The sequence below is a fragment of the Mammaliicoccus sp. C-M13 genome (assembly GCF_022386845.1).
GTDB lineage: Bacteria > Bacillota > Bacilli > Staphylococcales > Staphylococcaceae > Mammaliicoccus > Mammaliicoccus lentus.
Genome location: NZ_JAJNHQ010000007.1, coordinates 91,545 through 116,157, shown reverse-complemented (window position 1 = coordinate 116,157; position 24,613 = coordinate 91,545). Strand labels below are relative to the sequence as shown.

At 30.4% G+C, this 24,613-nt stretch carries 19 protein-coding genes and 2 pseudogenes; 17 read left to right on the top strand and 4 right to left on the bottom strand.

Annotated features, from left to right (window positions below; all coding sequences use genetic code 11):
- Positions 1 to 41: 41 nt before the first annotated feature.
- The 11 genes and pseudogenes from ccrC (at position 42) to bla (ending at position 8,921) form a co-directional block, all read left to right on the top strand.
- Positions 42 to 1,718, top strand: coding sequence for a cassette chromosome recombinase CcrC (gene ccrC / locus LQ615_RS07220; protein ID WP_210127372.1), 1,677 nt, complete (start codon positions 42 to 44; stop codon positions 1,716 to 1,718).
- A 99-nt stretch (positions 1,719 to 1,817) separates the two neighbouring features.
- Entirely contained in the window at positions 1,818 to 2,168 is a 351-nt protein-coding gene (locus tag LQ615_RS07215) for an SAUGI family uracil-DNA glycosylase inhibitor (RefSeq protein WP_204178679.1), read from the top strand.
- Between the two features lie 84 nt (positions 2,169 to 2,252).
- Positions 2,253 to 2,564, top strand: a complete 312-nt coding sequence (locus tag LQ615_RS07210) for a DUF960 family protein (protein WP_239703782.1) — start codon at positions 2,253 to 2,255, stop codon at positions 2,562 to 2,564.
- Between the two features lie 19 nt (positions 2,565 to 2,583).
- A complete protein-coding gene (locus LQ615_RS07205) occupies positions 2,584 to 3,096 on the top strand; it encodes a DUF1643 domain-containing protein (protein WP_239703783.1) in 513 nt (170 codons plus the stop codon).
- Positions 3,097 to 3,236: 140 nt separating this feature from the next.
- Positions 3,237 to 5,486, top strand: coding sequence for an Ig-like domain-containing protein (locus LQ615_RS07200; RefSeq protein ID WP_239703784.1), 2,250 nt, complete (start codon positions 3,237 to 3,239; stop codon positions 5,484 to 5,486).
- Positions 5,487 to 5,515: 29 nt separating this feature from the next.
- A complete protein-coding gene (locus LQ615_RS07195; protein WP_239703785.1) occupies positions 5,516 to 6,226 on the top strand; it encodes a hypothetical protein in 711 nt (236 codons plus the stop codon).
- A gap of 16 nt (positions 6,227 to 6,242) precedes the next feature.
- Complete coding sequence (locus LQ615_RS07190; protein ID WP_239703786.1) at positions 6,243 to 6,836, top strand: hypothetical protein; 594 nt, start codon at positions 6,243 to 6,245, stop codon at positions 6,834 to 6,836.
- Between the two features lie 406 nt (positions 6,837 to 7,242).
- A pseudogene (locus LQ615_RS13580) lies at positions 7,243 to 7,314 on the top strand (DUF960 family protein); the annotation flags it as partial.
- A gap of 26 nt (positions 7,315 to 7,340) precedes the next feature.
- A pseudogene (locus LQ615_RS07185) lies at positions 7,341 to 7,619 on the top strand (DUF1643 domain-containing protein); the annotation flags it as partial.
- A 33-nt stretch (positions 7,620 to 7,652) separates the two neighbouring features.
- On the top strand, positions 7,653 to 7,874 hold the full coding sequence (locus LQ615_RS07180) for a hypothetical protein (protein WP_107360087.1): 222 nt from the start codon (positions 7,653 to 7,655) through the stop codon (positions 7,872 to 7,874).
- Between the two features lie 192 nt (positions 7,875 to 8,066).
- Positions 8,067 to 8,921: a BlaZ-like penicillin-hydrolyzing class A beta-lactamase gene (gene bla, locus LQ615_RS07175; RefSeq protein ID WP_239703787.1), complete on the top strand. Its 855-nt coding sequence runs from the start codon at positions 8,067 to 8,069 to the stop codon at positions 8,919 to 8,921.
- A gap of 102 nt (positions 8,922 to 9,023) precedes the next feature.
- Here bla and LQ615_RS07170 read toward each other — a convergent pair whose 3' ends face one another.
- Entirely contained in the window at positions 9,024 to 11,105 is a 2,082-nt protein-coding gene (locus LQ615_RS07170) for a DUF262 domain-containing protein (RefSeq protein WP_239703788.1), read from the bottom strand.
- Between the two features lie 171 nt (positions 11,106 to 11,276).
- Between LQ615_RS07170 and LQ615_RS07165 the strand changes: the two genes are divergently transcribed.
- On the top strand, positions 11,277 to 11,846 hold the full coding sequence (locus tag LQ615_RS07165) for a hypothetical protein (protein WP_107360090.1): 570 nt from the start codon (positions 11,277 to 11,279) through the stop codon (positions 11,844 to 11,846).
- 115 nt (positions 11,847 to 11,961) lie between these two features.
- On the opposite strand, the gene LQ615_RS07160 is transcribed toward LQ615_RS07165, so the two are convergent.
- Genes LQ615_RS07160 through LQ615_RS07150 form a run of 3 tightly spaced genes read right to left on the bottom strand, consistent with a single transcriptional unit; the run spans position 11,962 to position 17,801 of the window.
- Positions 11,962 to 15,084, bottom strand: coding sequence for a type I restriction endonuclease subunit R (locus LQ615_RS07160; RefSeq protein WP_239703789.1), 3,123 nt, complete (start codon positions 15,082 to 15,084; stop codon positions 11,962 to 11,964).
- Positions 15,068 to 16,297, bottom strand: a complete 1,230-nt coding sequence (locus LQ615_RS07155) for a restriction endonuclease subunit S (RefSeq protein WP_239703790.1) — start codon at positions 16,295 to 16,297, stop codon at positions 15,068 to 15,070. Before LQ615_RS07155 ends, LQ615_RS07160 begins: the two co-directional genes overlap by 17 nt.
- The gene (locus LQ615_RS07150; protein ID WP_239703791.1) at positions 16,287 to 17,801 is read right to left on the bottom strand and encodes a class I SAM-dependent DNA methyltransferase; all 1,515 of its coding nucleotides are present in this window, start codon (positions 17,799 to 17,801) and stop codon (positions 16,287 to 16,289) included. The genes LQ615_RS07155 and LQ615_RS07150 overlap by 11 nt, the downstream gene beginning before the upstream one ends.
- 184 nt (positions 17,802 to 17,985) lie before the next feature.
- Between LQ615_RS07150 and LQ615_RS07145 the strand changes: the two genes are divergently transcribed.
- From LQ615_RS07145 to cas2, 5 genes are all read left to right on the top strand, one after another.
- Entirely contained in the window at positions 17,986 to 18,960 is a 975-nt protein-coding gene (locus LQ615_RS07145) for a nucleotidyltransferase domain-containing protein (RefSeq protein WP_239703792.1), read from the top strand.
- 175 nt (positions 18,961 to 19,135) lie between these two features.
- A complete protein-coding gene (locus LQ615_RS07140) occupies positions 19,136 to 19,501 on the top strand; it encodes a Cap15 family cyclic dinucleotide receptor domain-containing protein (RefSeq protein WP_481817244.1) in 366 nt (121 codons plus the stop codon).
- A gap of 710 nt (positions 19,502 to 20,211) precedes the next feature.
- Positions 20,212 to 23,373, top strand: a complete 3,162-nt coding sequence (gene cas9 / locus LQ615_RS07135) for a type II CRISPR RNA-guided endonuclease Cas9 (RefSeq protein ID WP_239703794.1) — start codon at positions 20,212 to 20,214, stop codon at positions 23,371 to 23,373.
- 7 nt (positions 23,374 to 23,380) lie between these two features.
- Positions 23,381 to 24,286 (top strand): type II CRISPR-associated endonuclease Cas1, encoded by a 906-nt coding sequence (cas1, locus tag LQ615_RS07130; protein WP_218688672.1) that lies wholly within the window; start codon positions 23,381 to 23,383, stop codon positions 24,284 to 24,286.
- Positions 24,283 to 24,606, top strand: a complete 324-nt coding sequence (cas2, locus tag LQ615_RS07125) for a CRISPR-associated endonuclease Cas2 (RefSeq protein WP_261797315.1) — start codon at positions 24,283 to 24,285, stop codon at positions 24,604 to 24,606. Before cas1 ends, cas2 begins: the two co-directional genes overlap by 4 nt.
- Positions 24,607 to 24,613: the final 7 nt, after the last annotated feature.

Here is a 24,613-nt window from a genome sequence, read left to right as displayed (position 1 = left end):
AAGGTCTATAGAGTAACATAATAAAAAAGGAGACATAAACTATGAATAAGAAAATAGCATTATACTCTAGGGTAAGTACGTCAGAACAATCTGAGCGTGGTTATTCGATTCATGAACAAGAACAAGTATTGATTAAAGAAGTACTTAAACATTTCCCAGGTTATGAATATCAAACATACACAGACTCGGGTATATCTGGTAAAAATATTCAAGACCGTCCAGCAATGAAGCAATTATTAGACGATGTAAAAGCGAACAAAATTGAAATGGTACTAAGTTGGAAACTCAATCGTATTTCACGGTCAATGCGTGATGTATTTAATATTATTCACGATTTTAAAGAACATGGTGTTGGCTATAAATCGATATCTGAGAATATAGATACATCAGAATACTCAGGTGAGATATTAGTGACTATGTTTGGCTTGATTGGTTCTATAGAAAGACAAACACTGATATCAAATGTGAAGATGTCAATGAATGCTAAAGCAAGGCAAGGAGAGGCCATTACAGGACGTGTTTTAGGTTATAAGTTATCTCTTAATCCAGTGACACAAAAAAATGACTTGGTTATAGATAAGTATGAGGCGAATATCGTCAAAGAAATCTTCGATTTATATTTGAACTATGATAAAGGACTTAAGGCCATTACAACAATACTAAACCAAAAAGGACATCGTACCATTAATCATAAACCATTCTCGGTATTTGGTGTCAAATACATTCTAAACAATCCTGTTTATAAAGGGTTCGTAAGATTTAATAATTACCAGAATTGGTCCGCTAAAAGACGAAGTGGTAAAAGTGGGGAAAACGAAGTGATTTTGGTAAAAGGTAAACATGAAGCAATTATAAGTGAAGAAATATTTGATCAGGTACATGAAAAATTAGTATCTAAAAGCTTTAAACCAGGGCGTCCAATTGGTGGAGATTTTTATCTTCGCGGACTTATTAAGTGTCCGGAATGCGGTAATAATATGGTGTGCAGACGAACTTATTACAATACGAAAAAATCAAAAGAACGTACAATCAAGCGTTATTACATTTGTTCTTTATTTAATCGCTCAGGTAGTGCTGCTTGTCATAGTAACTCTATAAAAGCTGAGGTGGTCGAGGCAGTTATTCATAAGCATCTTAATATCATCTTATCTCAGCCTGAAGTTGTGGGAAAGATTTGTGAAGATGTTATTGAGAATATTAAACATAAGCAAATGAACCCTATTGAAGCAGTAGACGATATAGACACTTTAAAGAGACAAAAACATAAAATAAAAACACAACAAGAAAGACTCTTAGAATTATTTTTGGACGATCAAATGGATAGTACATTACTTAGTGAAAAACAAAAGGAACTCAATGCACAGCTAGCAACTATAGAAGAAAAGATAAAAGCAGCTCATAACCAACAAGTTAATCAACCCGTAACGATGAACTACAAAGTTTTAAAAGTACGTCTTATTATGTTGATGAATAGGTTTAGTGCATCACTCAAGAAAGCAGACCCAGAAGCTAAAAATCAGTTAATGAAAATGTTGATTGACTCCATAGAAATAACAAAAGATAAGCAAGTAAAACTGATACGGTACAAAATAGACGAAACACTTATCCCTCAATCTTTGAAAAAAGATTGGGGGACTTTTTTTATGCCTCAATTTCATTTTGTGATTGATGATAAAAATAAATGTTACGTCTCTAAATTTACCACTTTTACCACTTAAATCAGATAGGATATAGCGAGTATAACGAAAAATCAAATATATATTATATCCATGAATATGTATAAATGTATTCAAACAATCATAAAGGAGGTCATAATGATGACACTAGAAAAACAACTCAAGCATTATATTACAGATTTATTTAGCCTACCTCAAAATGAAGCGTGGGAATGTGAAGCCATTGATGAAGTCTCTGACAATATACTACCTGATCAATATGTAAGACTTGGTCCACTCACCAACAAAATCCTTCATACGTTTACTTACTACTCTGATACACTTCATGAAAGGCATATATATCCCTTTATCCTCTACTATCAAAAACAACTCATTGCGATTGGTTATATTGATGAAACAAACGATATGGACTTCCTATATCTTCATAACACAGTTATGCCACTACTAGATCAAAGACACTTACTTGAAAAGGAGAATCATAATAATGAATAAATGGATACACATAGCTCAGATAAGCGTCACACTCATTACAGAAGTTATTACAATAATGAAAGATATAGAAAAGGAGAAATGAGCATGGAACGTTATATTACACGTGGTATTGCCAATTACTTACCAGAAATGTTACAGCAACAGTTATGGAAACTTGTAGCGCAACGCGAAAACGAACAATTCAAGGAACTAGAAGAGATTGATTACTTTCATATATTCCAGTTCAATATGCATAGTAGTCAATTATATATCAAACATAAGCAAGAACGTCCAGAGTACGTAAAAATTCATAAGGTAAATTATTCAAAAGCTATCAATATTAATAAGGTCTACATTATCCGAGAAGATGATGTAGACCTTTCTTATTACGTCATGTTGTTACCTGAAGAATATTAAATAAAGGAGTTAGATAAAAATGAAATCAATCAAAAGTGTATTAGAAACCGAAGCGATATTTAGTGATGATAAAATGCATCGTTATCTTCTCAAGAAAACTTGGGATATTGATAAAGAAGTACTCACAATTATAACGATGTACCCTCATTATGATGGCATTATTAATGTTGACCTTACAACACAACTTATTGTCAATAAAGTAGCTGAAAAAGATGAATATGGTGGCGTTAATTTTATTAACCTGTTTTCAAATATTGATACCCCCATTAATTTAAAACATATCGAAAACAGCCATGACAAGCACACGGATATTCATATTATGAAAGCTGTCAAAGAAGCCGATAGTGTTTTATTGGCTTGGGGTTCCTACGGAAAGAAACCTCTTGTGGAAAATCGAGTGAATGATGTATTAGACATGTTAAAACCTCACAGTAAGAAAATCAACATATTAACAAATCCTCAAACAAATGAAATCATGCATCCATTAAATCCATACGCTAGAAAGGCATGGACAATTAAAACTTTAATTTAATTATTAGAAAACACATATCATAAATATAAAGCCACTCGTAACAATATTTCTAAATTATTATTGAATTTTTAGTAGATATAATTTTGAAATTGAATTACAATAAACTTATTAATTTCAACATACAAAAAGGGGATAGGTAGATGAAAGAAAACTCTAACAAAGTTTTAAAGTTTTTAGGTACAGCTTCAACTGTTATGTCAATAGGTATAGCGATGACATTATTTCAGGATAATGAGACATTTGCTTCTGAAAATACCAAAGAGAATACCACAATAAATAATGTAGAAAACAATGTTTTTTCAAACCAACAAAGTACTTCCAACAATGACTTCAACAAAAATCAAAGTCATATAAACGAACCATCCAGAACGACTCCTCAGAAAAATGATAATAGCCTTCCAAACAATTCAAAGCAAAACGAAATAAAATCAACTCAATCTGAAAGCAATTCTAATCTATCAACTAGTCAAAATGCCGAATATGAATATGCTAAACAAGATACGGTAAATAACGAAACCCTTAACTCAAAAAATATTAACGCTTCTATAATGAATGAAGAAAGCACTTTGACAAATAAAGTTGAAACAATAAATACTCAAAATGAAAAAATAAATAAAACTCAAGATGTAAATGTTAATACTAAAGATAATAATAGTACAACAACCAATAATGTTGCTGCACCCAAAATTAAAACTATGAAGTTAAATGCTTATAGTAGTACAGATTATGAAAATGAAAAAATCATAAATGATCAAAAGAAATATAATGATGCACGTCTAAAAAGAATTAAAGGAAATAGCACATATAAAAATTCGAATATATATCAAGAATACGAAGGAATATTAAGTATTAACACTGACCGTATTAATTATAAACCGGGGGAAACAGTAAAAGTCTATACAGAATATAATAAAGATAGAAAGAAACCAATTTATAGCGAGGCAATGTTATACTCCTTGAGAGACGGAAATTGGTCATCAATGGATCCTCCCTATCATTTTGATTCAACAGCATTAGTATCAAGAACGACAACTTTTACAAAAAAAGTTAATGGCAATTGGGAATCATTAATGCAATTTAAGTTACCAGAAAAAATGGTTGATGATGCTTTTGCACTAACAGTATATAGTTGGAGCGATATTGAAGACGAATATACGATATCTAGAGGAAATTCTAATAATGATATCATCATTAAAGTCATTAACGATAGTAGTAATTATCCAATATTAGGTGGATATGACGAATCTGCATTTGACGAAAGTACAAGAAGTGTAGAATATGATAGTCCAGAAATCATTAAATATAAGACTGATAAAAAAATATATAATCCTAATGACACTGTAAAAATGACTATAGAAATAAAAGACGAAAATGAATTACTTTATATGCAAGTATTATTAGCAACTAAAGATCCAGATGAATATAAAGACGGGTCTGGAAAATATATACCAATGAATTATGCAAATTTCACTAGAAGTATTAAACAGCTCAACAATGGGAATTGGCAAGGTACTATTGAGTTTACTATTCCTTCTTATGCTAAAACTAGTTCAGTTACTTTAGAAAAGATTTTAGCTTCTGATAAATATGGAAACACTAATTCTTTAGCTTATAATTTTGGTCAAAAATTATTTACAATCGAGAGAATCGAAAACACACAACCATTTAGTGTTGAACCAGTTGCTGATTTTTCTAAAGAATTACGAGGCAAAGCAACTTCAAATATGACGATTTATGCATATGTTAATAATAAAAAAATTGGTAGTGCACTTGTAATAGACGGAAAGTATTTCATGAATATCCCTGTACAAAAAGCGGGCACTAAAATTAATTTATTTACAATCAATAAATACAATATAAAAAGTAACATTTTAACAACTGTTGTTTTAGATAAAACACCACCTAAAAAACCTACAATCAGTAAAGTGACTTCTGTATCTAAAGTAATTACTGGTAAAGGAGAAATTGGATCAACTGTTTATGTCTATAATGGGAATAAGAAAATCGGCCAAACTGTCGTAGATAAAAAAGGTAATTATAAAATAAATGTTATATATCAAAAAGCAAACTCTAAAATCACTGTTTATTCAGTTGATAAAAGCAAAAACAAAAGTAGCATAGCATCACTAAAAGTACTTGATAAGACACCTCCAAGAACACCTTCAGTTAGTAAAATAACAACTAAATCAACTGTCGTTACTGGCAAAGGAGAAGCTGGGTCAACTGTTTATATCTATAATGGTAAGAAAAAAGTAGGACAAGCAACAATTAGTAAATATGGAACTTATAAAATAAAAATGAAAGCACAGAAAAAAGGTGTAAAACTAACGATTTATGCTATCGATAAATCTAAAAATAAGAGTAAACTGAAATATTCTACTGTTAAATAATATAAATCCTATATTTGTGGAGGACTGAAATGAAAGTATTTTTATCTATTTTATTATCTGTTTTTGTACTTGGATTATTAGCAATTAGTGGTTTTTTTGCTTATTCAATGTATGAAAGTAATCAACTAAATAACAAAACAATTCAAGCTAATAAAAATAATCAAGAAACTGAAACGATCAATAATAATGAATCTGAACTTAATACTGAAGCGTCTAATTCTTCTTCATCAGAAACACAAGATACACCGCAAGATGCTGAGACATGTATATTATCTTTAATTGAAAATAATAATTCATGTAGTCTAGATGATTATAACAACCAAGAATTAGCAAGTGCATATGAATCTCTTATTGACCAAGGTGTATTAGAGTTTTGGTGTCACCCTGGTGGCGATATTGGTACTGTAAAACGTGCAGTCACAGAATCAATCTACAATTCACAAAATGGTATAGCTTGTGATCGAGATGAAAGTTCCAGTGATGAAGATGAATCCAATGTTGTAACTAGAGATAACGTCTTTGATTACTTAATAGAAGCTATCGATAGCGAAGAAGGTGGCGACCATAACTTAATAAAATTCCAAGAACCGAAATTAAAGGATGGTTATTGGGAAATAGCAGGTAATAATAAATCAGGTGTTGGATCATATACATTTAAAGTTTATTTAGACGGTACTGTTGAATTCTGGAATGGTCCAAATACAGATATGTCTATGAGTAAGAAAGTCGAATTAGATTAAATTTAAGGAGCTTAAAATGAAACAAATCATCATCATTCTAACAATCATACTAGGCATTTTATTATTAGGCGTAGCCGGTCTATTCACTTGGAATCAATATGAAAAGAACCAAGTGAAAAAGATGGAAATTGAGAACACACAAAAGAAAGAAGATGAGAAAGATAGTGCAACTAAGAAAACATCTTCTAAAAATGACAATTCAAATGAACTAGCAAATACAGATGACAATAATTCAACAGAAACACAAGTTGATGGAAATAATGAGGTTACTTCTACTGAAGAAGCAGTACCTGAACAAGAACAGGTAACTGAAGAACAATCTGTAGACGAGAATGGAGCAATTGCCAGTGCAGATAAAAATGGAGATGGACTAGTTACAACAGATGAAATGACACCTGAATTATGGGAATTAGCCAAACAAGGAAAGTTTCAACCAATGTCACCTGAAATGGCAAACCCAGAAAATCATAAACCATATGAAGAAGATACAGAGGCTAGTTCTGAAGACGAAGAAATGCGTAAAGCGTATGAAAGACAAAAGAAAATTTATGATCTACAAGCAAGAGGAGTGCTTCCTCAACCAGGTGAAGGACCAATAACAGAAGAATAAATTAAAAAATTAGAGGGAACTATTATGAAAAATTAATATCAGTATTAACTATACTAGCAGTGTTAGCTGTATTAACATCATCAGGAATATTTGGTTATGCAAAATACAAAGAGATGGACTTAAAACAGGAAAATTTACAAACTCAATAAGATGATAAAATTGATGCATCTGCTAATAATAAAAATTCTTATAATAATCAAGAACAAGTAAATGAAGTTGGAGATGCTGATTTATTAAAATTCCAAGAGCCAGTTTATAGAAATGGAGAATGGGAAATTGATGCAAATAACAAGTCAGGGGCTAGAGCAAACACCATCATAGTTAAAGATGATAGTACAGTTCAAATTTGGAATGGACCTAAAACAGCTATGGATCACGAAACTAAAATTAATTTATAAACAAGTGGATTAATAAGGTCTACATCGTACATGAGGATGATGTAGACCTTTCTTATTATGTCATTTTACTAACTGAAGAAATATTTAGTCACGATAATCAAATTCTTTACTTAAAAAGATATGGGATGAAAAGAAGCCTTTTTTTACAATAATAACGATGTATCCTCAATTAGATGGTGTATTATCACTTGATCTCACAACTGTTCTTATCCTCAACCAATTAGCTAATTCCGAGTAATATGGTGCCTTTGCGAAGCGGCCTGTAGTTGTAGAACGTGTTACACAAGTAATGGAAATCTTAAAACTTCATAAAAAGAAAGTCAAAAAGCTCATTAATCCAGCAACGAATGAAATCATGCATACCCTTAATCCTAAAGCACGTTAAAAATGGACATTAAAATAAAAAGGAGGATTATCTATGAACCGTGAAACTACACAATCAGACTGGCAAAAGATCGCTTGTTATTTAGAATCACATGATTATGTTTCAATAGTAAAAGGCTTAGTAAGTTATTTCACAGAGGTTGGAGATGAAGAAATACTTGATAAAATTTATGATGATTTTATGAATGATGACTCTATAACAACAGTACTTAACAATGATTTACAGACAATTATTAACCACTACCTATTAAAGTGAACATTATACTAATTATAATAAAAACAGAGCATCCTTCACTTTTGCGGTGAGGGATGCTCTTATTACTATTTTTTTCTATTTTTAATTAATATAATAGGATTATTTAAGAACTATTTGAAAAAATTATTTCTATCTCTGATAATATAGAGGTAGAGAATTTTAACTTTTTATCTACTAAAGGAGGTATACGTAATGAAGAAATTGATATTAATGATCGCATCTATATTGTTGCTCAGTGCCTGCAGTACTGCTGATGCGACAACGCAAGATTTGAAGAAGGTAGAAGATAAATATGATGCTAATTTAGGAGTTTATGCTTTAAATACTGCAACTGATAAAGAAATTACCTTTAATGAAGATAAGAGATTTGCCTATGCTTCAACTTTCAAAGCCGTAAGTAGTGCGATGTTACTTGAAAAGACACCTCACAATGAATTAAATAAAAAAGTTCATGTTAGTAAAGAAGACATTGTGCCATACTCACCTGTACTAGAAAAATTTATCAATAAAGATATCACAATCAAAAAATTAATAGAAGCAACGATGTTATACAGTGATAATACTGCTAATAATATGATTATTGAAGAATTAGGTGGCTATAAAGAAGTCAATAAAAGGCTAAAGTCATTAGATGATAAGACTACTAAACCTTCTAGAATGGAACCTGAATTAAACAATTACGATCCAAAGAGTAATAGAGATACGTCAACACCAAAGGCTTTTGGAAAAACACTCAATAAACTGATCAACGATGGGCGTTTATCAAAAGAAAATAAAGCATTCTTAATTGATTTAATGATCAATAACAAAAGTGGAGATACTTTAATCAAAAAAGGTGCACCAAAGAATTTTAAAGTAGCAGATAAGAATGGACAAGCCATTACTTATGCATCAAGAAATGATGTTGCTTTTGTATACCCTAAAGGTGAATCAAAACCAATTGTTCTAGTTATATACACAAACAAAGAAGGCAAAACAGATAAACCAAACGACAAAGTAGTCAGCGAAACAGCTAAAGTCGTATTAGAAAAATTTAATGATAAGTAGGAATAGAATATAGTGGAATAAGTCATAAAAAACCCGCCCTTCAAATATGATGAAGGGCGTGTTGTACTATAGTAATCTATGTTGAAAACATTAATTTTTAATCTAACTCTGTCCTTTATACTCTAAATCTAATGATAATTGATCGTATGAGATATTATATTTATCGAGGAACTTATTGATATAGTTCATCTTTCTTTCATTAGATAATTTTAAGAATAAATATATACCTGGAACGATTTCTTCAGTATCTTCTGTTTTCTTATTAAGAATGACTGATTCATAGCCAAAATTAGTATCTATTTTTGAGCATTCGACTAATGGGTTTAAATCTATTTTGGCAAGCAGCTTGAATAGTTCTAAGAAAAATCCTTTCCATGTCTTAGCTGGTATATACTCATCATTTATAAACGTAAATCCTTGTATTTTATAATTAGCAAAATTCTCTTCACCATCATATACAAATAATTCATTTTCTTCTATTTCTTCTTGTATCGTAGACTCTGGGAATTCCCAAATTTCAATTGCTATGTTAATTAATTGATTTGTTCTTTCAATAATTTCTGTTTCACGCCAATTTTCACTTCTTGCTGGTAACTTGTTTAAGTTAACGAAATGACTTTCTTTAAATCCTTTTTCCATATTTTGCTTTTCTTCAAAGCTTCTATTACTATATTTCGAATTATAGCCTGTTATCGTAAGATTCCCTAAACTATTTACATAACTATCATGTATCGTTTGATATTGATCACCTAATGCTTTCTTCCATTCAGAACTCAACTTTTGTGGCATGATGTGTTCAATACTATAGTCTTTATTTTTTAATCCTTCATATATTGATAATGATTCAATATGGTTATAATTTTCTAACCTTTCAAATATATATGAACGATATGATGAATTAATGTTATACCAATTATTATTTTTGAAGTTTCTTATTAACTCTTCATCAGTAGGTACTCTACCAGAACCTTGTTTCTTAAGTAATAAATATGTGATAACTTCTGAATCTTTGTATTCATTATCATGCGTATCTTGAAAATGTCTAAAGTCTCTATATAATGTAGCAATTACTTTGTTTAATGCATTTGAAGGTGTCTTTGTTATAATCCTTCTAGCTATATACTTCTCTATAATCTCCACTATTCTTATAGTTTCTTCTTCAGAAATTCTATCAGAAGTATAGTCATTAATAATTGCCATAATAAATGGTCTTATAACTGTTACATTCAATTCTAAAAATCGATTTAAAATTCTATCAATCTGCTTTGTCCCCGTATTACATTCAAGAATCATCTTATAAGTATTGGAATAATCATTGATGTCTTCAAAAAAATCATGTTTATTAAAATCTAAATTAAAATAAGTCGTCTTAAATTCATTATAAACATTTGAGATTTTTGGAAATTCGGCATTCTTGATTGTTAAATAATATCTAAAGAATTTACTAACTTCAAAGTGTGTATTTTCTTCTAAAGGCTGCCAATAATTTTGGAAATATTTATCTTGTTCGGGTAAGTCTTCGTTCATAAGTAAGAAGTTACGTATTTTATCTGCATCCGTTAAAGCAACACCTGTTGAATTAAGACTTTCAAATATCAATTGTGGGTCATCTTCTGGTGAGTTCAGATTAACAACCATAAATTGAAGTTTCTGGATTGAATTCATTAACTGATCAACTGAAATATCCATACTATCAATGCAATCATAGAAATAACTATAATTTAATGTAATATTTGAAGATTTATCATAAAACTTTTCATTACCGAACAATAATTTATAAGACTTATAATCTCTAGGGTTAGATTGTAAAATATATTTATCAGGTGTACTTAAATACTGATCTTGTAAAAACGTATTTAATACATAATCAGCTGTTAAGCGAACATGTTGTGCTTTCTCTTCATTCTTATCTAACCAATTCTTGATAGCTAACATCAATAGTGACAAAGTCGTTAAACGCTGTTGACCATCAATTACAATAATATCCTGAGAATAATTCCCAGGTTTAACAACGATACTACCAAAGAAATGTGTCCTCTTATCATTAACTTCTAAGTCTAATAAATCATCAAACAATAATTTACAGTTTTCAATATTCCAGTCGTAATTCCTCTGATAAACAGGAATATAAATCTTAACCGCACCCCTTAAAAATTCAATCGCTGACCGAACATTACCATCCATAATAATCACCCTTATTTTAATTAATGTATAAATTCATTATAACGCAAGATGTATTATATAGAACACAATTACTCTTCATAAGTTGTATATAATCTAATTTCACTGAAATTTAACTATTATTATCAACGATTGTATTATATAATATTCTAAATACTATACGGAGGGAATTTAATGAAAAATATATTACTTGCAATAATAGCTATATTATTAGCAACAACTCTTGGATTTTGTATATTTGCCTATTTCGATTCTAAGAGTAATTCAGAGTTAAAATTATCTAATGATGAGACAACTTCAAACAGTAAAAAGAAAACTAATAAAAACCTTGATAATCCAGACAATAATGATAGTCAAATACGACCAACCGATGAAAATTCAATTGTAAATGAATCTCCGACAATGGTTGAAGTATTAACAATGATAGATAATGGTCAAAATGTTGCTGGTATTATAGATCAAGAAGGAAATACTTGGAGTCAAAACGGAGACAAGACTGTTAGTTATACTAATCCACAAGGTGAAAGTTATACTGCAAGTTTAGGTTTTCGTGGTGAAATTGATGGGACTGATTTTAATAGAACTTACTCTGGAGGAGAAGATAGTCCAATTGAATACGCAACAGAACCTGATCCTGAAGTTATAGCACAGTTACAAGAAGAAATTGATAATGCAGGTCTGCAAACAGAATTAGAAGCTAAACAAAAAGAATTAGATGAATATATTGATTCTTTTCCAAAGTAAAATAATAATAATATTCAACAGATTAACTATTTAGCTCTTGTTACTGCTACATTCAAATACTATTTATAACAAAAGACCTACAACATAGCATAAGCTATATTGCAGGTCTTCTAAATTATAAATTACTCGCCATTAACTCTGCCTGTTCAACTACTTGTTCAACGGCAATTTTTTGTAAATCTGGTGGGTATCCATATTTTTTAAGCAGTCGACGAACTTGTACTCTCATTTTTGCTTTCGAGCTTTCTCGTACGACCCAATCCACTGTCATATTTTCTTTTATAAGCTTCGTTAATTCATGTGCAATGGCTCTTAATTCTTTATCGCCCATCGCCTCTTTTGCTGTTTCATGTGAAGCTAATGCATCATAAAATGCGATTTCTTCAGTACTTAAACCTAAGTCATTACCTCGTTTTTGTTCTTGCTTAATTTCTTTGGCCATTTGAATTAATTCTTCTATTACTTTTGAAGCTTCAATAGAACGATTATTGTATTTTTGTATTGATTTACTTAACATCTCAGAAAACCTCTTAGACACTGTAGCGTTTGTTTTCATTAATGACTTAACTTGTCCTTTAAGTAATTTGTTCAACAACTCAACTGCAACATTTTTTTGCTGTAGTCCTTCTACATCTTTTAAGAAATCATCTGACAAGATTGAGATATCTGGATTTTCAATTCCAAGTGTTTGATAAATATCTACAACTTCTTCAGTTACAACTGACTTTGAAATCAATTGATTGATTTCTGCTTCTATTTCAGCAGGTGTCTTTTTACGCTTGCTTCCTTCACTAGGTGGAGCTAATAATTTAACAAGTCCGGATTTCACTGCTTTTAAAAATGCAATTTCACTATTCAGTTCTTGAGCAGCTTCCTCTGTCGCACATAATGCAAATGCCTTAGAAAGCTCTGTCACTGTTGTCACAAATCGCTCTCTTTCTTTCTCACCTAATCCAATGATATAATCCATCGTATTTGAAATAGCATTATAGCGATTTAATTGATCTTCTGACTCAAAATCAGAATAGTCATGATTATACAACATATCTTGTATGATGTCGTATTTCATTAACATAACCTCAAGTGCTTTATCTGTGTCTATACCTGTTTGTTCTCTATCAGAGTCCGTATACTCTTTTAGTGCTTCCTTCAGACTTTCAGCAATACCTACATAATCAACAATTAAGCCGCCCGGTTTATCTTTAAATACTCTATTAACACGTGCAATAGCTTGCATTAAATTGTGACCTTTCATCGGTTTATCTATGTACATTGTATGCATTGAAGGTACATCAAATCCTGTTAACCACATGTCTCGCACAATTACGAGTTGCAATTCATCATTAACATCCTTCATACGATTCTCTAAAAGGTTTCTTCTCTTTTTCGGACCTATATGTTTTTGGAAGTTTTGCGGATCACTTGATGAACCTGTCATAACGACTTTGATAACACCTTTGTCATCATCATCTGAATGCCATTCGGGTTTAATTCTTACAATTTCATCATATAAATCGACTGCAATACGACGACTCATTGTGACAATCATACCCTTACCCTTCATTGCCTTCTGTCTTGTTTCAAAGTGATTAATAATATCAGTCGCTAAAGCATGTACACGTTGTTTTGCGCCAGATAGAGCTTCTATACGTGACCACTTAGATTTCAATCGAGATTTAGTATCTTCTTCTTGGCCAGAAGTAATGACATCATATGCTTCATCAATATCTAAATCGGTTGGTAAATTTAATGGAATAATACGACTTTCATAGTATATTTTAACCGTACTACCGTCTTCTACAGATTGTGTCATATCATATACATCAATATAATTTCCAAACACCATTTGCGTATTCTTATCTGTAGAAGATACAGGTGTTCCAGTAAAACCAACGAACGAAGCGTTAGGTAGAGCATCTCTTAAATATTTTGCATATCCATATTTAATACCTTCACCTTTTTCATCGTAAGTTGCTTTGAAGCCATATTGTGTGCGGTGTGCTTCGTCTGCCATAACTACTACATTTTTACGGTCTGTTAATGCATCCATTGTCACTTGACCTTCTTCAGGTTCGAATTTCTGCATAGTTGTAAATACGATACCACCTGATTCTACAGATAATAGTTCTTTCAATTCTTTTCGTGATTCTGCTTGTTTAGGTGTTTGTCTTAGTAATCCTTTACCTGAGCGTCCTTTGGACTTAACAAAAGTACCATACAATTGATTGTCTAAGTCATTACGGTCTGTTACGACCACTAATGTTGGATTATTTAATTTTTGAATTAACTTTCCTGAGAAGAAGACCATTGTCAAACTCTTACCAGAACCTTGTGTGTGCCAAATAACACCACCTTTACCATCACCATGTTCAGATGTTGCTTCCATAGCACGATCAACAGCTTTATTCACTGCATAATATTGATGATATGCAGCTAATATTTTAACTATATTTCCTTTACCATCATCTTGGAACAAAACAAAATGACGAATTAAATCTAATAGTACTTCTTTATTTAACATACCGTGAATTAATATATCTAAACTACGAAATGTTGATGAATCTTCAGTTTTTCCATCTTTAGTACGCCAAGTCATAAAACGATCATAATCAGCAGTTAAAGAACCAGCTTTTGTATTAACACCATCACTCGTCACTAATACTGCATTGTGATTAAATAGTTGTGGAATTCTCATTTTATAAGTTTCTAACTGATGATATCCGTCTTCAATACCAACAGATTCATTTGTAGAATTTTTCAGTTCTATTACCACTACTGGTAATCCATTTATGAATAACACAATATCAGGTCGCTTTTTATAGTCTCCATTTACAACAGTTAATTGGTTAACCGCTAAGAAATCATTATTTCCCGGGTTATCAAAGTCGAATACATACACCAAATCATTAATCGTCTCACCGTCATCATTATAGTGTTCAACCTCAATACCATTTGTAATCATTTCATGAAAAGAACGGTTATTCTCTAATAAACTAGGAGACTTCTCTATAGAAATTTCACGCATAGCCTGTTCAATTGCACTATCATTGAGTTCAGGATTAATACGTCTTAAAACCGCTTCTAAACGATCATCAAGCACAACATCTTTGTCGCTCTCCCGTTCATTCATAACCCCATTTTCACCACTATCTCGACCATTCTTAACAGAATAACCAAGCCCCTCAAACCACTTCAGTGCCACTTGTTCTAAATCATCTTCACTAAATTGAAAGCTCATCTTCATTCACCTCGATATCGTCAGGTATCTCAATTTCACCTGACATTAATTTTGGTAGTAATGTGTCACGGAGTTGGGTTAAATATTTATTTTCATCATGAACTTCGCGAATTTTTTTATAATAAGTGTTTATATACTGATCAAACTTTCCATATATAAGTTTACTACCTACTACTATTTTAATGCTATTTAAATTTTTTTTGCTTATCTTAGGCTGAACAGCACCAGTAATATAAGGTTGAATATCAATGTTATTTAATATTAGCATTAACACTTCATCTGATAAATTTTTCCCTTTCAAAATATGAGCATGATTACTAACCCAAAATTGTCCCCAAACATACTGCACAAAAGGATGACCTTCTTCTGTTTGAACAGTACCATCTTCACCAACAAGTATGAATTTACCATCAAATAAATAGTCATCTACATAATCAATTATTTTAGTCGCACCATAATAAGGATAAATTGATGCAACTTTTTCTCGTTCTAACTTTGATAATGGTTTCCTTTTAGTATTATAACTTTCAGATATATCATTTAAAGTTTGTATACTCCAATCCTTAGGTATCACACCTAATTCACTCTCAACCATGTCTCCACCGCTTGATTTGTATGGATTTCCATTTTCATCAGGGAATTCAAAATCAACAAACCAACGTTTAAATAATGTTTGTGAAAGTTCTTCAAGGTTTGCTATGATTTTTTTATTTAATTCTATTTTATTATCCAATATAGATAAAATACCAGAAATTTTCTTTTGATTTTTTAGTGAAGGAATTTCTAATGATAAGTTTTCAAACTTTGATTTATTAATTATTGGCATTGTACTTCCATCAGCAATCCGATGAAAATAATCTCTGAAAGTTTTTATTTTATAGTATATATATTCTGGATCAAAATTTTTTTTAATATTAGTTATTGTATTTATTTGCTGGTTTGTAAAACTTACTTTTTGCATAAAAAAAGCTTTTCCTAAATCCGAACCTATACAACTAATTCCTACACTACTCTCGGAACAAACTTTCTTTTCTTTTTTACTTATAGCTTGTTCACTTAAAAATCTTTTAGGAACTACATATTTAGAATTTGCTATATCACTAGGTGTAATGAATGGAAATGTAAATCCATATAAATCTTTCTCTCTTTTTGAAGGAGTAAATCCTGTCACTACTTCTCCAATATCTTTAATTTTATAATTTTTAAACTCCATAACCTAACCCCTCCAATGATTTTCGGATTTGGTCCTCAAGTTCTTTAGATTTCGCAAATTGTTCGCTTAAATCTGCTGTGATTCTTTCCAATTTTTGTTCAAAAGGTTCTGAATCTTCTTCTACTTCTGCTAATCCTACATAACGCCCTGGTGTTAAGATATATTCATTATCTTTTATTTCTTCTGTCTTTGCTACTTTACAGAAACCTGCTTTATCTTCATATTGATTATCGTTTGTACCACGCCATGAGTGATATACATTTGCTATATCTTTTATTTCATCATCTGAGAATTCTTTTAATGTTCTTGATACCATGCTTCCGATATTTCTAGCATCTATAAATAGTACTTCTCCACTACGTTCATTCTTACCATTTTTAGCTTTATTTTTTGTCACGAACCACAAACATACTGGAATTTGAGTTGAATAGAATAATTGCCCTGGTAATGTGACAATACACTCAACTAAGTCTTGTTCAATTAAGTTTTTACGTATTTCTAATTCATCTTTACCACTTGTAGACATCGAACCATTCGCTAATACAAATCCTGCTGTGCCACTTGGTGCAAGTTTAGAAATCATATGTTCAATCCATGCATAGTTGGCATTGCCTTTAGGTGGAATACCAAATTTCCAGCGGTAATCATCTAATAATTTTTCTTGTCCCCAATCACTTGCATTGAATGGAGGATTAGCCAATATAAAATCAGCTTTCAAATTTTTATGTAAATCATTATGAAATGTATCTGCATGATGATCACCTAAATCACTATCTATACCTCGAATAGCCAAATTCATTTTTGCTAATTTCCAAGTGGTTGGATTTGATTCTTGACCGTATACCGCAATATTATCTAAGCGTCCTTGGTGACGTTCTATAAAACGTTCACTTTGTACAAACATACCGCCGGAACCACAGCAGGGGTCATAGATTCTACCTTCATATGGTTCAACCATTTCAACAAGTAATTTTACGATTGATGCTGGTGTATAGAATTCACCTGCATTTTTACCTTCAGCGCTTGCGAATTTTGCGATGAAGTATTCATAAACACGTCCCAAGACATCTTGCTTCTTACTTTCAGAGTCTCCGACCTTGAAAGTAAATAAATCAATAATATCTCCTAACTTTTCCTTGTCTAAAGCTGGTCTTGCGTAATCTTTAGGTAATACGCCTTTTAATGACTCATTTTCTTTTTCAATTGATATCATTGCTTTATCAATAATTTGACCAATTTCTGGTTTCTTAGAATTATCGTTAATATATTGCCAACGTGCTTCTTTAGGTACCCAGAAAACATTTTCTGCTAGATATTCGTCTTTATCTTCTTCATCAGCTAATTCATCATTTTTCAATTCTTCATATTTCTCTTCAAATGAATCTGATACATATTTCAAAAATATAATTCCTAATGCTACATTCTTGTATTCTGCTGCATCCATACTCCCACGTAATTTATCTGCCGCTTGCCATAACTTTTCTTCAAATCCGATTGTCGCCATTTATATTCCACCTCTATATTATCCTTTATACAAATATAGCAAATATTAAGTCTTTATGTGACTTTTCTTGTGATTTTCTTTGTGAAAAATATTGTTTGTTATATTATTTAAGTAATATTAAGTAGCTAATTATAAAAGTATAGATTATTATGTAGTTAAACTGAGTACGAATGGGGGAGCAAATTTGTTATTTACTGAAGAACAATTAAAATTATATTCTAAACCATTGTCAGAATCTGAAAAAGAAAAGTGTGAAAATGCAATAAGAATTATCCAAGAATCTCTGGAATCATTGGGATATGAAACAAAAAAAGGTATACACAGAAACAATGAAGATACACTATCATATCAAATTAAAATGACTAATTCATCGAAAGATTATGAACTAAGTATATTTGTGAAAGGTTCGTATGCAACAAATACCAATGTAAGACAAAATAGTGACGTTGATATTGCAGTGGTAAAAGAAAATGAATTTTTTGATAAATATAGGGAAGGAAAAACTAGAGAAAATTATAAATTTTTTTCTAGTAATAAGCCTCCGTATCATTTTAAAGATGAAGTAGAAGAAGCTTTGATTAAAAGATTTGGAAGAAGTGAGGTAAGAAGAGGTAATAAAGCAATTAGAATCAATGGCAACACTTACCGTAAAGAAACAGATTGTGTACCTTGTTTTAGATATAGAGATTATAGTAATGATTATATAGATGATCCAAATAATTTCATTGGAGGAATCACAATTTATTCAGATAAAGGTGAACGAATTATAAATTATCCGGAACAGCATATAAATAATAGTGTTATAAAAAATAACAATACAAATTATAAATATAAAAAGATGGTTAGAATAATAAAGGAAATAAGATATCAATTAATAGATAGTAAAAATGAAAATGCGGAACAAACTTCTTCATTTGGAGTTGAAGGTTTGTTTTGGAACATACCGGATTACAAATATAGCAGTGGTCTGACTTTAGGAGATACATTTAATGAATTAATTACATTTTTAATAGACAATATTGATAAATTAAGTGAATTTAAAGAACCTAATGGTATTCTATATTTATGCGATTCTCAAGAAAAAAATAATGTTTATAAAAATTTTATTCTAGATGTAAAGAATTATTTTGAATATAGTGGTGAGAAAAAATATGAATGACAAATTAAATCATTTGATTAAAATAAGTGGGATCTTTACCGTAATTATTGGATTATTATTAATTCTAATATCTTGTATTATATGGCAGATAGACTGGATAGATATCATAAGTTACACTATAACAATATCAACGTTTCTCACTATAGGATTTGAAAGGTTTATGTGGAAATGTAAATTGTTTCGTATATTTAATAAGCAGCTCGATATATCAGGAGTCTATGAAGCAATTATCAGATATACTCATGGAAAAGGTGGAGTTAAAAAAGTTGAAGTGAAAATAAAGCAAACATTTTTAACTGTAAATATTGAATTAAAAAGTGATGAAATTACTAGTAATAGTATTACAGCAGAGATTATTAATGAAAATGGTAAAAATATTTTGTATTATACTTATATAACAAGTCCGAAAGCTGAATACGAAGAGAATAATCCTATTAATCGTGGAACAACAAGATTAATTGTTGAGGAAACCGAATTAACTGGAAAGTATTGGACTGGAGTAAAAACTACAGGCGATTTAACACTAAAAAAATTATATTAGAAAATTGATACCAAAATAAATTAAATTTATTTTGGTATTTTTAGCAATATCGCTGATAAGGGGAAGCGTATCATAAATAATGCGGTTTTTTACACTATTCAACTGACTATGTTAATTATAGATATACTTGGTAACACAATGATAATTAGGAAATACAGAACAATTTTTGGTTTAACGTAACAAGATTTATCTGAGCTATATGGCGTTAATTTTGAAAACTTAGTTAATGTTCAAGATGATTTAGAATATATTTGTGATAAAGATATACACTTAAACCTATGAGTTTTTATGAATTTATTTCTAAAAGATGTTGGTTAATTATTGCAATCATATTGATTATTCCAGGAATGCTTTCACAGTTTTTAGGTGAAATATAAGTCATCTTAATTACTTGTGAGGTGTTAGAAAATAGTTGAAACAGCATTTTTTTATTAATTATTAGAAGTATTACATTGTTATAGTTAAATTAAGAGCAGCTTTTTAAAAGATAAATTTTTATACTGAATTTAAGTTAAAGAACAATAAAATTTTGTTTGATTAAAGTTGAAAGATATATTATTATATAAGTACAATACTAATATGTATTGTACTTATACCTAAAATTACAGAATCTACTAAAACAAGGCAAAATGCCGTGTTTATCTCGTCAACTTGTTGGCGAGATTTTTTTATATCAACAATAAAAATTTCATGTATCTGGGAGTGGTCATATGAAAAGGAATTATATCTTAGGATTAGATATCGGGATTACATCAGTGGGTTATGGAATTATTGATTATGAAACTAAAGATGTCATAGATGCTGGTGTACGTTTATTTAAAGAGGCTAATGTTGAAAATAATGAAGGACGACGAGCAAAAAGAGGTACTAGAAGGCTTAAGAGACGTCGTAGACATAGATTACAAAGAGTAAAGAAACTTTTATTTGATCATAATTTGCTGACGGATCATAGTGAACAAAGTGGGATCAATCCTTACGAGACACGTGTAAAAGGATTAAGTCAAAAATTAAGTGAAGAGGAATTTTCTGTGGCATTGCTCCATTTAGCAAAGCGTAGAGGTGTACATAATGTTAATGAAGTGGAAGAAGATACAGGTAATGAATTATCCACAAAAGAACAAATTTCAAGAAATAGTAAAGCATTAGAAGAGAAGTATGTTGCGGAATTACAGTTGGAACGTTTGAAAGCAGACGGTGAAGTGAGAGGATCGATTAACCGTTTCAAAACATCTGACTATGTAAAAGAGGCAAAGCAGTTATTAAAAGTACAAAAAGCATATCATCAACTTGATCAATCATTTATAGATACTTATATCGATTTATTGGAAACAAGAAGAACATATTATGAGGGACCAGGTGAAGGTAGCCCATTTGGATGGAAAGATATTAAAGAATGGTATGAAATGTTAATGGGACATTGTACGTATTTCCCAGAAGAATTACGAAGTGTGAAATATGCCTATAATGCTGATTTATATAATGTGCTGAATGATTTGAACAACTTGGTTATTGTACGAGATGAGAATGAGAAGCTAGAGTATTATGAAAAATTCCAGGTTATCGAGAATGTCTTTAAACAAAAGAAAAAGCTGACGCTTAAACAAATCGCGAAGGAAATTTTGGTGAATGAAGAAGACATCAAAGGCTATCGTGTCACAAGTACAGGTAAACCAGAATTTACAAACTTCAAAGTTTATCACGATATAAAAGATATCACAGCAAGAAAAAAAATTCTTGAGAATGCAGAGCTACTCAATCAAATAGCTGAAATATTAACCATTTACCAGTCATCAGAAGATATTAAAGAAGAATTAGCAAACCTAAATTCAGAATTGGCACAAGAAGAGATTGAACAAATTTCAAAATTGACAGGTTATACAGGAACTCATAGCCTTTCTCTAAAGGCAATAAATTTAATATTAGATGAATTGTGGCATACAAACGATAATCAAATGGCAATCTTCAATCGTTTGAAACTTGTACCTAAAAAGGTGGATTTAAGCCAACAAAAAGAAATTCCTACGACTTTAGTTGATGATTTTATATTGTCTCCAGTTGTAAAACGTTCATTTATACAGTCTATTAAAGTAATTAACGCTATTATTAAAAAATACGGTTTGCCAAATGATATTATTATTGAACTTGCGAGAGAAAAGAATTCTAAAGATGCACAAAAAATGATTAATGAAATGCAGAAGAGAAATCGTCAAACGAATGAACGTATTGAGGAAATTATAAGAACAACAGGTAAAGAAAATGCTAAATATTTAATTGAAAAAATTAAGCTGCACGATATGCAAGAAGGGAAATGTTTATACTCGTTAGAAGCAATCCCTCTAGAAGATTTACTTAATAATCCATTCAATTACGAAGTAGACCATATTATTCCACGTTCTGTTTCTTTTGATAACTCTTTCAACAATAAAGTGTTGGTAAAACAAGAGGAAAATAGTAAAAAAGGTAATAGGACGCCATTTCAATATTTAAGTTCTTCAAATTCTAAAATAAGTTATGAGACATTCAAAAAGCATATTTTAAATCTTGCTAAAGGCAAAGGTAGAATCTCTAAGAAGAAAAAAGAATATTTGTTAGAAGAACGAGATATCAACCGCTTCAGTGTCCAAAAAGATTTTATTAACCGTAACTTAGTAGATACACGTTATGCGACAAGAGAGTTAATGAACTTATTAAGATCGTATTTTAGAGTGAATGACTTAGATGTCAAAGTGAAATCGATTAATGGCGGATTTACAAGTTTCTTAAGAAGGGAATGGGAGTTCAAAAAAGAAAGAAATAAGGGCTACAAACACCATGCTGAAGATGCACTGATTATTGCGAACGCTGATTTTATTTTCAAAGAATGGAAAAAACTAGATAAAGCTAAAAAAGTGATGGAAAATCAAACGGTCGAAGAAAAACAAGCTGAAAGTATGCCTGAAATTGAGACTGAGCAAGAGTATAAAGAAATTTTTATAACGCCTCACCAAATCCAAAACATTAAGGATTTTAAAGATTATAAGTATTCACATAGAGTTGATAAAAAGCCGAATAGAGAGTTAGTAAATGATACATTATATTCTACGAGAAAAGATGACAAAGGGAATACATTAATCGTTAATAACTTAAATGGGTTATACGATAAAGATAATGATAAATTGAAAAAATTAATTAATAAATCACCTGAAAAATTATTGATGTATCATCATGATCCACAAACGTATCAAAAGTTAAAATTGATCATGGAACAATATGGCAATGAGAAAAATCCTCTTTATAAATATCATAAAGAAACTGGCAATTACTTAACGAAATATAGTAAAAAAGATAATGGACCAGTCATCAAAAAAATTAAATATTATGGTAACAAGCTAAACGTGCACTTAGATATTACGAAGGATTATCCAACGAGCAGAAATAAAGTAGTAAAACTATCATTAAAACCGTATCGCTTTGATGTTTACTTAGATAATGGCGTATATAAATTTGTGACAGTTAAAAATTTAGAAGTTATCAAAAAAGAAAACTACTATGAAGTTAATTCAGAGTGTTATGAAAAAGCAAAGAAACTGAAGAAAATTAGTGATCAAGCAGAATTTATCGCAAGTTTTTACAATAATGACTTGATTAAGGTTAATGGGGAATTATATAGAGTCATAGGAGTAAATAATGATCTACTTAACCGAATTGAAGTAAATATGATAGACATCACATATAGAGAATACTTAGAGCATATGAATGATAAAAGATCACCTAGAATAATTAAAACCATAGCAAGTAAAACACAATCTATTAAAAAATATTCTACAGATATTTTAGGCAATCTTTATGAAGTGAAAAGTAAACAACATCCCCAAATGATAATGAAAGGATGATTAAATTTTGGCATGGAGAATTGTGTATCTTTCAGAAGTAGATAAGCTTGCATTAAATTTAAATAATTTAAAAGTCGCAAAAGGGGATTTGGAGGTTAAAATTCCCCTTAGCGATATTTTCGCAATAGTGATTGAAGATTTAACAACTACTATAACCTCTAGGCTTATGATAGAGCTATCTAAATATAATATTTTAGTTATTTTTTGTAATCAACATCATTTGCCAGAGTGTATGATTCAGCCGATTAATGGTCATTTTAATCAATATGGCCAAATGAAGGAACAGCTTCAATGGTCGGAAGAAAGAAAAGCTGAATTATGGAAATATATTTTGATTCAAAAAATACAAAATCAAATTCAGTGTATGAAACATTTTGAAGTGCATGAAGAAAGAATAATCAAAATGAAAACATTACAAACAATGGTTTCACCTAGAGATGAAATGAACATAGAGGGCCAAGCAGCTAAGTATTATTTTAATACATTTTTTAAAAATTTTAGACGTGATGATGATTTTTTAATAGAAAATATGGTGTTGAATTTTGGTTACACTATTTTAAATTCGGCAATCGCAAGAACAATTGTGGCTAAAGGATTGATTCCAGCTTTAGGAATACATCATAATGGTGCAAGAAACCACTTTAACCTTGCATCAGATATCATTGAAGTATTTAGACCATTAGTAGACTTATATCTTTTGAAACATCCTCCGAAAGTGGAATATATGACTAAAGAGTATAGGCTAGAGCTGATAAATCTGATGCATGCTAGGGTACAAATTGATGGGCAGCAGAATACAGTTATTAGGGCGATTGAAATTATGATTCAATCAATTATTGAGTATTTCAGAACAGGGAGATATGAAACACTCAAATTACCAAATATTAAGCAATATTCATTTTACAAATCATGAGTTATAAATTTATGAGAGTTTTGATTATGTTTGATCTCCCAACTGACTCAAAAGAAGAACGACGTTTATATAGTAAGTTCAGAAAGGGACTCATTTCGGAAGGGTTTTTGATGATGCAGTATTCTATTTACATTAAAAGTTGTATCAATAAAGATGCGGCGAATAGCAGTGTAAATTATGTGAAACGTATTTTACCACCAAATGGTCATGTTAGAGCTTTAACTATTACCGAAAAGCAATATGAAAAAATGAAAATATTGTTAGGAGATGAAGATAAAAATATCGAAATATTAGGAGATAATCGTACAATTTTATTTTAGGAGAAAA